Origin of the sequence: Pararobbsia silviterrae (assembly GCF_003628125.1) — a bacterium.
Lineage (GTDB): Bacteria > Pseudomonadota > Gammaproteobacteria > Burkholderiales > Burkholderiaceae > Pararobbsia > Pararobbsia silviterrae.
Map to the genome: position 1 here is coordinate 47773 of NZ_RBZU01000018.1, position 12181 is coordinate 59953.

The following is a 12181-nucleotide window of genomic DNA, read 5'->3' on the forward strand; positions in this document are numbered from 1 at the left end:
GCGTGCGGCTCACGCGTCATGACGCGTTTGCTTGACGCGGCTGACCAGTTGGGTCGGGCTCACGAACTGCAGCGCGATGATGACCCAGACGAGCGTGATGACCATATAGATCATCGCCATCGCATCGATCGATTGCGGTGCGCGCACCCCCGTCGAGAACACGGCGTAGTAGAGCGCGACGACCAGCGTCTGCGTGCCGGGCCCTGCCGTGAAGAACGTCAGCTCGAACATCCCGATCGTGCGCACGAGCACGAGCAGACCGGCGGCGAGCATGCCGGGCACGAGCAAGGGCAGCAGCACGTGGCGGAAATAGCGCGCGGTCGTCGCGCCGAACACGCGCGCGGCCGCTTCGAGGTTCGGATCGATCTGCTCGATGAACGGCGTCATGACGAGAATCACGAACGGCAGCGACGGTACGAGATTCGCGAGGATCACGCCGCTCAGCGTGCCCGCGAGCCCGACCTTGTACATCGCGGTCGCCATCGGAATCCCGTACGTGACGGGCGGCACCATGAGCGGCAAGAGGAACACCAGCATGACGAGCCGCTTGCCCGGAAACGCGACGCGCGCGAGCGCATACGCGGCGGGCACGCCGAACACGATCGACAGAATGACGACCGCGCCGACGACCTCGACGGTCACGCGCAACACGGACGCCAGCTGAAAGTCGTTCCAGGCCTGCGCATACCAATGCGCGGTCAGCCCCTCGGGCAGCGGCGTTCCGAACCAGCGCGTCGCGAACGAATTCATCGCGACCGTCGCGATCATCATCAGCACGTTGAGCAGGAAGAACGCCATGACGCCCCAGACGAGCGCGCGGTACACGACCGTGGCGGCCGACTTCGGCGCCCGCGCGGGCCGGCCGCTCGCGAAACCCGGCGCGGCGGCCGGATCGTCGATTTTGACTGCGGTGGGCGAAGGATTCATCCCTTGCCTCCTGTCGTGGGTCCGCTATAAAACGCGCGGCGCGCCGTCAGCATGCCTGCGACGATCAGCAACTGCACCGCGCCCATGACGATCGCGATCGCCGACGCCATCGGATAGTCGTAGTTCTCGAACGCCGCCTCGTACGCGGCGATCGACGTCACGCGCGTGGGTCCGGCCGGCGCGCCGAGCAGCACGGCCGACGGGAACACCGAGAACGCCTGCACGAACGACAGGCATGCGGCCATCGTGAGCCCCGGCACGAGCAGCGGCATATAGATATGGCGGAACTGCGACCACGGGCTCGCGCCGAGCGTCGACGCCGCGCGCGCGAGCGTCGGATCGATGCCGGTCACGTACGACAGCACGAGCAGGAACGCAAACGGGAAACCCGAGATCACGAGCGAGATCAGCACGCCCCAATAGTTGTGCGTGAGGCGGACTTCGTCGCTATACAGATGCAGCCCATGGAGCGCCTGCGGAAACCAGCCGTTCGGACTGAAATACGTGAGCATGCCGTCGGCGATCAGGACCGTGCCGAGCGTCACGGGCACGACGAGCAGCGTCGTCACGATCTTCTGGTACGGCGAGCTCTTGCGCAGCGCGAACGCGACGGGCAGCGCGCCGAGCACATTGATCAGCGTCGACGGCACGGCGAGCTTGAGCGTCACGATGATCGTCGGCCACATCGACGTATCGGTGAAGAAGCGTGCGTAATTCGACCACGCACCGCCGGTCCCGTCGGCCGACGTCAGCGACAGCGCGACGCCATAGACGAACGGGTAGACGAACAACGCGATCAGGGCAAGCAAGGCAGGCGTGACGAGCCACGCCTTGGGATCGGGCCAGCGCAGCCACGCGCGGGCCGGCGCGGAAATCGGTGTCGCCATCACGCCCCCTCGGCCGGGTAGACGAGCACGCGATCGGGCGCGATGCGCAACGACAGCGTTTCGCCGACCTGGGCATCGCCCGGGATCCGCGCGAACAGCGCGCCGAACGGCGCGCGCACGCGCAGCAACGACTCGCGGCCGCCGTATTCGACCGTCTCGACGACCGCGTCGAAACCGTTCTCGTCGGCCGTGCCGCGCTCGCACCGCTCGAAATCGTCCGGACGCATCGCCACGCTCACGCGGCCCGGGCCGAGCGGTTCGAGCGTCGTACCGCGCAGCACGCTCGCGCCCGACTTGAGCGTCGCGCGCGCATCGACGACCGCGCCGAGTTCGAACGACACGACATTGCGATAGCCGACGAAACGCGCGACATGCAGGTTCGACGGACGCCGGTAGACCTCACGCGGGGTGCCGATCTGCTGGACGGCGCCTTCGCGCATGACGACGATGCGGTCGGCCATCGAGAGCGCTTCATCCTGGTCGTGCGTGACGTAGATCGTCGCGCGTTCGAGCTCGCCGTGAATCCGGCGGATTTCACCGCGCATCTCGATGCGCAGCTTCGTATCGAGGTTCGACAGCGGCTCGTCCATGAGCACGAGCGGCGGTTCGATGACGATCGCACGCGCGATCGCGACGCGCTGCTGCTGTCCGCCCGACAACTGGCCCGGCAGCTTGCGCTCGTGCCCGACGAGCTGCACGAGTTCGAGCGCCTTGCGCGCGCGCTCGGAGATCTCGCGCGCCGACACGCCGCGCATGCGCAACCCGAAGCCGACGTTGTCGAGCACGCTCATATGCGGAAACAGCGCGTAGTTCTGGAAGACCATGCCGAAGCCGCGTTTCTCGGGCGGCAGCACGTCGATACGGGTGTCGTCGAGCCAGATGCCGCCGCTCGTCAACGCGTTGAGGCCCGCAATGCAGTTGAGCGCCGTCGATTTGCCGCAGCCCGACGGGCCGAGCAATGCGATGAATTCACCGCGCCGCACATCGAGATCGAGTCCCTTGAGCGCGGCGACGGCCTGCCCTTCTGCGTTCGTGAAACTGCGGCTCACGGCGTCGAGCCGAAGCTGCTGGAAAGTCTGATTCATGACGAATGTCCTTGTTCGACGCGTGCGGACCGGACGCGTGTCCGGTCTGCGCGAGCGCGTCCCCGCGCACGAGGCGCGCGGCGTGGCGCGGATCGCGCACGCGCCGCGCGTGCGCCCCGTTTACTTGGTCTTTTGCGCGCCGATGTCCTGGTCCCACTTGTGGAACGCGGCGACCATCGCCTTCGCGTCGAGCGGCACGACGTTCGGGTGACTCGCGATCAACTGGTCGTACTCGGGCCGTCCGTACTTCTTGAGCACGTCCTGGCTATGCTGGGGCGCGGCCGACAACGGCACGTCCTTGACCGCCGGTCCCGGATAGAAATAGCCGTCGTCGTAGGTCATCGCCTGTTGCTGCGGTTCGAGCAGGAAATTCATGAGCTTGATCAGCACCGGCAGCTTCTCGGGCGCGACGCCCTTCGGGATCACCATGAAGTGCGCATCGTTGACCCACGTCTGGTTGTCGAATGCCTGGACCTTGAATTCGGCCGGCACGACGCCGAGCGCGCGCGGATTGATGTCCCAGCCCGTGACCGTGAGCGTCATGTCGCGCGAGCCTTCGCCGAGCTCCTTCATGACCGCCGACGTACCGCCCGGATAGTACGGAATGCACGAATCGAGCTGCTTGAGATAGGCCCACGTCTTGTCCCAGCCGTGGATCGGGTCATGCGGATCCTTGTCGCCGAGCAGATACGGGAGCCCCATCAGGAACGCGCGGCCCGCGCCCGAATTCGCCGGGCGCGCATAGATGAGCTTGTCCGGATGCGCCTTGCACCAGGCGAGCAGCTGATCGGTCGTCTTCGGCGGATCGCTGACATGCGCGGGGTTGTATTCGATCAGCGGGCCCGCCGCCATGAACGACACTTCGAGGCCCTGCCCTTGCGCGAGGTCCTGCATCTTGCGCGGATTCGGCGCGTACTTGTCGAGCACGCCCGGGAAGTCCTTCGCGCGATCGGGCAGCAACGGCATCCAGAGATTCTGCTCGATACCGGCCGCGAGCGCGTCCGTGCCCGTCAGCACGAGATCGATATCCGAGCGGCCCGCGCCCTGCATCGCCTTGATCTTGCCCGGCAACTGCGGCGCGGGCGCGTTCGTGAACGTCACCTGGGAGACGAGATTCGGATATTTGTCGCGAAACGCCTCGATCGCCTTTTGCGTCAGCGCGAGATTCCCGGCGACATCGACCACGTTGAGAACGACCGGGTCCGCCCACGCCGAACCGCCCATCGCGAGCGCGGATACCGCGATCGCCCACGCACCGATGCGTGTTGCCACGTTGCCTGACAACCTCATGCCGTCTCCTTGTTGTATAGGGATCTGCCCGAGGCCCGTTCGCCCGAGACACACCGCCGATTCGATGGTCAACGATAGCCGGGTTGTACGATCACTGTCAAGACGTTGAAGTATTTGATTTGCCTAGTAAAAACCCGATGCATTCGGTGCGAAGCCAAGATGGGCGGGGCTGGATGGACGCAGGTTGTCGTACACCTTACAGGGGAATCGCTCTGCCGACGGTCGTCGATGAGCGCCAAGATGTCATACAACTGAGCAGCAAACCTGGCTGCCGCTTGAGATTCGATCGGGGATGGTCGGCCGCCCGCGGAGATGGGACGCCGTGTCGACCCGCACGCGCGATCGACGCCCCCCGGCGCGCACCCGAAGTGCGCCGGGATCAGTCGTTGAACCGGAAACGGCGGGCGAGCGGATCAGGAGATGCGAAGCTGGCGCCGGAAGCGTTCCCACGCGATATCCGCGGTCGGCGGATTGCCGGCGCACGGCGCGGGCGGCGGGCCGAAGGCGTCTTCGCCGGCGGCCCGGCAGGCATCGACGAAGTCCTGCAATTCCTTCCAATCGTGAAACGCATGCGTGACGCGCCAGCCGGCGGTGAGCTCCACGCGCGGCCTCACGCGCGATACGCGCGGCAGGCCGAAATCGTCAAACGCGCCGGTGTCACGCGTGACACGCACCATTCTGTGTTGCGCCACGGTCGTCTCCAGGGGGAAAGAAGGGACCACACTGCCTCACTATAGGACGCGATCCCGGCGATCGTTAGTCGGAAATTCGGGCCGGATGGAGGGTCAGCTTGGCCGAATCCGGGCGCCCGCCCGCGTGCTCCACCGCGTGCTCCACCGCGTGCTCGGTAAGCGGATCGTGCGCCGCCCATGCCCGCCCCGCGCGTCTTCCGCCGCTTATCGTGATTCAGTCCGGCCTTGCTCGAGCTGCATCGTGTCGCGGCCTTGGCTCATCTCCATTGCGCTTCGGTCGTACGTCCGCCGGGCCGGCGTCGTACCCGGCATCCCGTGCCCGCCTCGGACGCGCCTCCCCGAGCCGCGCCGATTTTCGATAAAATTCAACGCTCAACGAAAATACTTCAGGTCAGCCGCAGCGGTCGAATTCCCCGCCCTCGCGCGCTCAATATCTATGCTGTTTGCTTCTTCGACGTCGAGCGCCGTGGCGCTGGGCCTGGCTTCCGCGGCGTTCTACGGCGTCGCCGACGCGCTCGCGGGCACCGCCGCGCGTGCGATCGGCGTGCGCCGCGCCGTGTTCAGTTATCAAGTGCTCGGCCTCTGTGTCGTGGTCGCCTATCTCGGCTGGTGCGTCTTCTCGGGCCGTCTGACGGGCCTGCCCGGCGCGCCCGCGCTGAGCTGGGCGGTCGCGCTCGCGGGCGCGTTCGCGACGCTCGGCGGCAGCGTCTCGTTCTCGCGCGCGCTCTCGCTCGGCAACGCGGGCGTCGTGGCCCCGATCATGACCTGCTACGGCGCGATCACGACCGTGCTGTCGGTCCTGACCGGCGAAGTGCTCGGCGTACTCCAGATCCTCGGTCTCGCGATCTGCATGATCGGCGTGCCGCTCATCGCATCGGCGGGCGACGCGAGCGAACCGGCCGTGCGCGCACACGCCAGACAGGCCGTCGGCTGGGCGCTCGTCTCGGCGATGCTCTACGGCGTCGGCTTCTGGCTCGAAGGCCGCTTCGTGCTGCCCGTGCTCGGCACGCTCCCCTTGCTTGTGATCAGCTATATGGTCGGCACGACCGTGCTCGGCGCCTCGCTCGCGCGCCGCGGCGACGACCCGCGCATGCGTGCCGCGCCGCGCTGGGCCTGGTTGCTGACGCTGTGCTGCGGGCTGCTCGGTCTCGCGGGCCTGACGTCGATCGCCGCGGGCGCGCAGACCGGCGCGCTGTCGATCGTCACGGTGCTGAGCACGTTGTCGGCAGTCGTCACGACGATCATCGGGCTCATGCGCGGCGAGCGCATGACGCCGTGGCAATGGAGCGGGCTCGCGGCCGTCATGGTCGGGGTCGGCATGCTGAGGATGGCCTGACGTGAGCGCCGAACGCACCCGCCGCGACCTGACCTCCGGACCGATCGGCCGGACCTTGCTCAAGTTCTCGCTGCCGACGCTCGGCAGCAATGTGCTCCAGTCGCTCAACGGCTCGGTCAATGCCGCGTGGATCGGGCATTTCCTCGGCCCCGCCGCGTTGTCGGCCGCGTCGAACGCGAACCTGATCCTGTTCTTTCTGCTCGGCACCGTGTTCGGCATCGGCATGGCCGCGACGATTCTCGTCGGACAGGCCGTCGGCGCGCGCGATATCACGCGCGCCAAGCAAATCGTCGGCACGGGGCTCACGTTCTATGTCGTGGTCTCGCTCGCCGTCTCGCTCGCGGGCTATGTCTTCACGCCGCACATCCTGTCGGCCATGCATACGCCGCCCGATGCGCGGCCGCTCGCGATCGCGTACCTGCGCGTGATCTTCGTCGCGCTGCCGTTTCTCAATCTGCTCGGCTTCGCATCGATGGTGCTGCGCGGCGCCGGCGACTCGCGCACGCCGTTCATGCTGATGGGGCTGACCGTCGTGCTCGACGGCGGCCTCAATCCGCTGCTGATCTTCGGCATCGGTCCGTTCCACGGCTTCGGCATCATGGGCTCGGCGCTCGCGACGCTGACCGCCCAGGTCATCGGCATCGCCGCGCTCTGGCTCTTGCTGCATCGCCGTCGTCATTTCCTGCTGCTGCATCCGCATGAATTCGGCATGTTGCGTCCGTCGGGCGCGATCATGCATGCGCTCGTGTTCAAGGGTTTTCCGATGGGCTTGCAGATGCTCGTCATCTCGCTCGCGGGCATCGCGATGATCGGCATGGTCAACACGTTCGGCACCGCGACGACGGCCGCCTACGGCGCGGTCACGCAACTCTGGACCTATGTGCAGATGCCGGCCGTCGCGGTCGGTGCGTCGGTCTCGTCGATGGTCGCGCAGAACGTCGGCGCGCGCCGCTGGGACCGCGTGAGCCGGATCACGCGATATGGCGTGCTCTTCAGCATCGTCATGACCGCGCTGCCGACCGTGGTCATCCTGACGTTCTCGCGCGCCGCGCTAGGCCTGTTCCTCGGCAACGATGCGCACGCGATCGCGATCGGCATGCATATCAACACGATCGCGATCGGCACCTTCACGCTGTTCGGGATCATGTTCGTGCTGGCCGGAACGGTCCGCGCGACGGGCGCCGTCGTGCCGCCGCTGCTGCTGCTCACGTTCTCGCTCTGGGGCGTGCGCATCCCGTTCGCGCGCGCGTTGCTGCCGATCTACGGCGCCGAGGCGATCTGGTGGAGCTTCCCGCTCGGCATGATCGTCGCGGTCACGCTCGTCGGGCTGTACTACAAGTTCGGCCGCTGGCGGCGCAGCACGATGCTCGAGACGGATGCCGCGACCGGGAACGCCGCGTCGGTTCAGCCGCCCTCCACGTCAACCCCGCCGGTCGCGCCGGCCGCCGCGGCGGCATCGCCCGCTATCGCGAGCGAAGGCCGCTAGGACGCCGACGTCCCCGGCCGCAACACGAGCCGATGCGCGGCCGGCCCCGGCAGAAACGCCGAAGGCCGGCCCTGCACCCAATCCTCATGCCCCGCGAGAAAGAACGGCGACAGCGGATGGCCGCTCGCGCCGCCGGGCATTTCGAGAATGCCCTGGTCCTCATGTCCGGGCGACACGACCATGCGTTCCGATGCGCCGAAACTGCGGCCCTGCACGCGCGGCATATTGATGTCCCCGGGCAGACGGTCCGGCGGCGCGCCGAGATGCGCGGCGATCGCGGCCGGCAGCATGCGCGCGAACGGATGCGCGATCGCGGCGCGATTGCGCTCGCCCCAGCGCGCCTGGTCGAGTAACGCCCCGTCGGCCGTATCGCGCGCAATCGCGGCATCGACGCGGTTCAGCACAAACGCGCGCCAGTTCTCGAAGCGGTGCGGAACCCACGCGTGTTCGCGCGCGAGCGTCTCCATGATCGCGAGCGTGTGCGACGACGCGCCGCGGTAGCCCGAGCCCGCATAACGCCCCGACATATGGGCGTCGAGCGCACCGAACCAGCCGTCGTACATCGCCGATTCGAAGTCGCGCACGAGCGTATAGCCGACCGAGTCGGCATCGGCGCGCGCGTCCCACTCGGAGACGAGCGCACGCATCGTCGCGCGATCCGGGTGACCATCGAGCGCCTGCGGATCGAGCGCGTCGAGCATGACCGCGCGCCAGAACGCGAGCGCCTTCGCGCGATCGTCGAGCGCGATCGCAAGCAAGCCGCGTTCGTCGAAGCGCGCGTGCGCGGCGAGATCGTCACGGATCTGCGTGGCGCGCGCGCCGACGTCCGCGCCGCCGTCGCCGATCTTCGCTTGGTCGGCGCTATCGAGCTGCCGGTTATTCGCGGTCCAGAGCGCACCGACGTGCGGATCGATCCGCACGGGATAGGACGCGGCATCGAGATAACCGTCCCAGCGCGTATAGCGGCCGGCCGGCACCGGCATGCCGTCGGTGCCGGCATCGGCCTTAGCACCGGCATCGGAACTCGCATCGAAATTGGCGCCGGCACCGGCATCGGCATCGGCCTGCGCGCCGCGATGCGGCAGCGGTCCCGCGAGCGTCCAGCCGATATGACCCGCGCGATCCGCGATCACGATGTTCTGCGTCGGGATGCCGGCGTGCTGCGCGACGTCCATCGCGGCATGCACATCGACGGCATGCTCCATGTCCATCAGTCGGAGATTCGCGGCTTGCGGATCGTGCGCGACCCAGCGCACCGCGTAGACATGCCCCGCGACGCGCCACTCGGGCCCCCACGGCGTGTCGTAGACCATCAACGTCACGGCCGGCGCGCCGCGGACTTCAATCGTTTCGCGATGCACGGTGGCGTGCTGCCAGCCCGGCGCGTCCGAGGGCGATGCGGCGTGCGCATCGTGGTCCGTCCCAACCGCGTGCCCGCCGTCCGCTTCGGCGCGCGAGGCCGCGGCCTGCATCGACGTCGCACCCGACTCGACGCCGCGTCGCGCGAGCGGCCGGCGCGGGGTCTGTGTCGAGTCGGGATCCGCCGCGTCCGTATCCGCGACAGGGAGCCGGTAGCGCGCCGGATCGGCCGCATCGGCCTGCACCTCGACGAGATCGACATAGTGGCCGTAGCTGTTCGTGAAGCCCCACGCGACGTGTCCGTTGCTGCCCACCACGACGATCGGCGCGCCCGGCAGACTCACGCCCGCGACGCGCATGGCCGCGCGGCCGCTCGAGGCGGCGACCTCGATCACGAGCCGATACCAGATGTTCGGCAGGTTCAGACCCAGATGCATATCGTTCGCGACCATGCCCGCGGCGCCGCCGACGGTGCGCGCGCCGTCCACCGCGAAGCTGTTGCTGCCGATCGCGCTGCGCGCGTCGGGATCGAGTTCCAGGGCCGGCGACGCGAGCGCCGGCAAATCGAGCGACGGCATCCAAGCCGCGAGCGCCGCACCCCGAGCGTCGGCGCCGACGATCGAATGCGGATCCGATGCGTCGTCGAGCCAGGCGGGCCGCTCGGCCGGAATCGGCACAGGGGCGGGCCCAGGCACCGGTGCGGCCGACGCGTTCGCGGCATCCGGCGTCGACCCATCGGCGGCCGCGCGGGGCGGCAACGCGTGCGTGTCGGCATCCGCGTTCGATCCGTCCGAGCCCCCCGCATAGACGACCGCGGGCACGGCGCGGTCGAGCGGCGCGTCCCAGTGACTGCCGCGCTGAAGCAGGAAGGCCGCGAGCGCCGGCGACATCTGCTGGGCCAGCACGCCGCGCGACGCGATGCGTCGCATTTCGCCCGACTGGAGATCGAGATACATCGCATAGAGCACGAGCATCGAGTCTTCGTCGCGCCACGGCTCCGCGCTCGCATGCAGCACCAGATATTCGAACGGACGGACCTTCAGCGACGCGAGCCCCGTGTTCACACCGGCCGTATAGGCATCGAGCACCGCGCGCTCGTCGGCGGGCAAGGCGCGCACCGCTTCGACGGCACGCGCGCGAAACCGATGCAGACGATTCTGCTCGTCGACGCGCACGGCTTGCGGACCGAACAGCGCGGCAAGCTCGCCGGCCGCGATCCGGCGCAAGAGATCCATCTGGAAGAAACGGTCCTGCGCATGCGCATAGCCCGTTGCGAATGCCGCGTCGGTCCGCGACGCGGCCTCGATCGTCACATGGCCGGCGGCATCGCGCACGATCGACGCGGCCGACGCGAGGCCCGGCGGCGCCGTCTCGTCACGCCCCTGCGCCGGATCCGCGCGCCCTGCCTGTGCGGCCGGCTCGTCCGCTCCGATCGACACGACACCGTCGAGCCGCGGCAACGATGCGTCGAGCATCGCCCAGGCGCCCGCGAGCACGCCCCCCGCCACCACGAGCGCCGCACCCGCCAGCGACGCCCCTAACCGCAACCAGAAACGCTTCGAACGTAGACGACCCGTACGCGGAACCAAGAGCTCGGCCTCTTTGAAGAACGGTCGGACGGCGTCCGGGCGGGCCGAACGCCGACGGCCGCCGCGCATGCGTCGCGCGCGGCGTCACGACGGCGCGCGCGATGAATGCGCGACGCCGCCATTGCCCGCCATTCTGAACGAAGAGTCGGTCGAGAGAAACGCCTCGCAGCCTCGCCGTGCGCCGCGACCGCGCGTACCGCGCGTACCGCACGTACGTTAAGCAGACGCGAGTTCGGGGGTCCCCGTGCGGCGCCGGTTGATCTGCAGCACCATCAGCGACGCGCACAGGCACAGACTGCCCGAGATCACCGACGCGACCGTATAGCTGCCGAGGCTCGCGCGCAGATACCCCGCGCCGAGCGCGGCGAACGCGGCGCCGAGCTGATGCCCGGCCACGACCCAGCCGAACACGATCGGCGCGGCGCTCTTGCCGTAGACATCGTTCGCGAGCCGCACGGTCGGGGGCACCGTCGCGATCCAGTCGAGCCCGTAGAACAGCGCGAACAGCGGCAAGCCGAAGAACTCGAATCCGAACGCGAACGGCAGATAGATCAGCGAAAGCCCGCGCAGACCGTAGTACCAGAACAGCAGATAGCGGCTATTGAATCGGTCCGACAACCAGCCCGAGAACGTCGTGCCGAACAGGTCGAAGATGCCCATGGCCGCGAGCAGCCCCGCGCCGCGGACTTCATCGATGCCGTAGTCGGCGCACATCGCGATCAGATGCGTACCGACATACCCGTTCGTGCTCGCGCCACAGATGAAGAAGCTGCCCGACAGCAACCAGAAGTCGCGCGTGCGCGCGGCCGAAAACAGCGCCGAGAACGCCGTCACGAGCGGGTTGCCGGTCGGCGCGTGCGTGACGATCGGCGCGTCGGACGCTTCGCCGTAGGGCCGCAGTCCGAGATCCGACGGCCGCTCGCGGAGCAGGAACCAGAACAGCGGCGTCACGACGAGCACGACGCCCGCGACGATCGCGATGACCGCGCGCCAGCCCGCATGCTCGACGACGGCGGCGAGCATCGGCAGGAACACGAGCTGCCCCGTCGCGGTGCTCGCGGTCAGGATGCCCATCACGAGTCCGCGGCGATGCGTGAACCAGCGGCTCACGACGGTCGCCGACAGGGTCAGCGCGGCGACGCCTGTCGCGGACCCGACCATCAGCCCCCAGGTGACGACGAATTGCCACGGGCGCGTCATCAGCGAACTGAGCGCGACGCCGCTCGCGAGCACGAGCAGCGCGGTCACGACGGTCGGACGCACGCCGAAACGCTGCATCGCGGCCGCCGCGAAGGGCCCCGTCAGGCCATAGAGCGCGAGATTGACCGAGATCGCGAGCGAGATCGTCGCGCGGCTCCAGCCGAACGCGTGTTCGAGCGGCAGCATGAGCACACTCGGCGTCGCGCGCGTGCCGGCCGTCGCCAGCAACACGCAGAAGACCACGGCCGCGACGATCCATCCATAGTGAAAACGCGGCGCGACGAGGCGGGAAAGTGCATTCATCGGGAAGCCTGATCTCGAAAATCGCAA

At 68.3% G+C, this 12181-nt stretch carries 9 protein-coding genes; 2 read left to right on the plus strand and 7 right to left on the minus strand.

Features of this window, described 5'->3' with window-relative positions:
• Positions 1 to 9: 9 nt before the first annotated feature.
• The 5 genes from D7S86_RS26660 to D7S86_RS26680 form a co-directional block, all read right to left on the minus strand.
• Positions 10 to 927, minus strand: coding sequence for an ABC transporter permease (locus D7S86_RS26660; RefSeq protein WP_121091119.1), 918 nt, complete (start codon positions 925 to 927; stop codon positions 10 to 12).
• Complete coding sequence (locus tag D7S86_RS26665; RefSeq protein ID WP_121091121.1) at positions 924 to 1814, minus strand: ABC transporter permease; 891 nt, start codon at positions 1812 to 1814, stop codon at positions 924 to 926. The genes D7S86_RS26660 and D7S86_RS26665 overlap by 4 nt, the downstream gene beginning before the upstream one ends.
• Positions 1814 to 2899, minus strand: a complete 1086-nt coding sequence (locus tag D7S86_RS26670) for an ABC transporter ATP-binding protein (protein WP_121091122.1) — start codon at positions 2897 to 2899, stop codon at positions 1814 to 1816. Before D7S86_RS26670 ends, D7S86_RS26665 begins: the two co-directional genes overlap by 1 nt.
• Before the next feature lie 120 nt (positions 2900 to 3019).
• Positions 3020 to 4123 (minus strand): extracellular solute-binding protein, encoded by a 1104-nt coding sequence (locus D7S86_RS26675; protein ID WP_420813310.1) that lies wholly within the window; start codon positions 4121 to 4123, stop codon positions 3020 to 3022.
• 479 nt (positions 4124 to 4602) lie between these two features.
• The gene (locus D7S86_RS26680) at positions 4603 to 4866 is read right to left on the minus strand and encodes a hypothetical protein (protein WP_121091126.1); all 264 of its coding nucleotides are present in this window, start codon (positions 4864 to 4866) and stop codon (positions 4603 to 4605) included.
• Between the two features lie 451 nt (positions 4867 to 5317).
• Here D7S86_RS26680 and D7S86_RS26685 point away from each other — a divergent pair, with 451 nt between their 5' ends.
• Together D7S86_RS26685 and D7S86_RS26690 are read left to right on the plus strand one after the other, a co-directional pair.
• Positions 5318 to 6217: a DMT family transporter gene (locus tag D7S86_RS26685; protein ID WP_158602098.1), complete on the plus strand. Its 900-nt coding sequence runs from the start codon at positions 5318 to 5320 to the stop codon at positions 6215 to 6217.
• Position 6218: 1 nt separating this feature from the next.
• Entirely contained in the window at positions 6219 to 7703 is a 1485-nt protein-coding gene (locus D7S86_RS26690) for an MATE family efflux transporter (protein WP_121091130.1), read from the plus strand.
• Here D7S86_RS26690 and D7S86_RS26695 read toward each other — a convergent pair.
• Both D7S86_RS26695 and D7S86_RS26700 read right to left on the minus strand, forming a co-directional pair.
• Positions 7700 to 10651: a penicillin acylase family protein gene (locus D7S86_RS26695; protein ID WP_158602099.1), complete on the minus strand. Its 2952-nt coding sequence runs from the start codon at positions 10649 to 10651 to the stop codon at positions 7700 to 7702. The two genes, D7S86_RS26690 and D7S86_RS26695, sit on opposite strands and share 4 nt — an antisense overlap.
• A 216-nt stretch (positions 10652 to 10867) precedes the next feature.
• On the minus strand, positions 10868 to 12154 hold the full coding sequence (locus D7S86_RS26700) for an MFS transporter (protein ID WP_121091134.1): 1287 nt from the start codon (positions 12152 to 12154) through the stop codon (positions 10868 to 10870).
• Between the last annotated feature and the right edge of the window lie 27 nt (positions 12155 to 12181).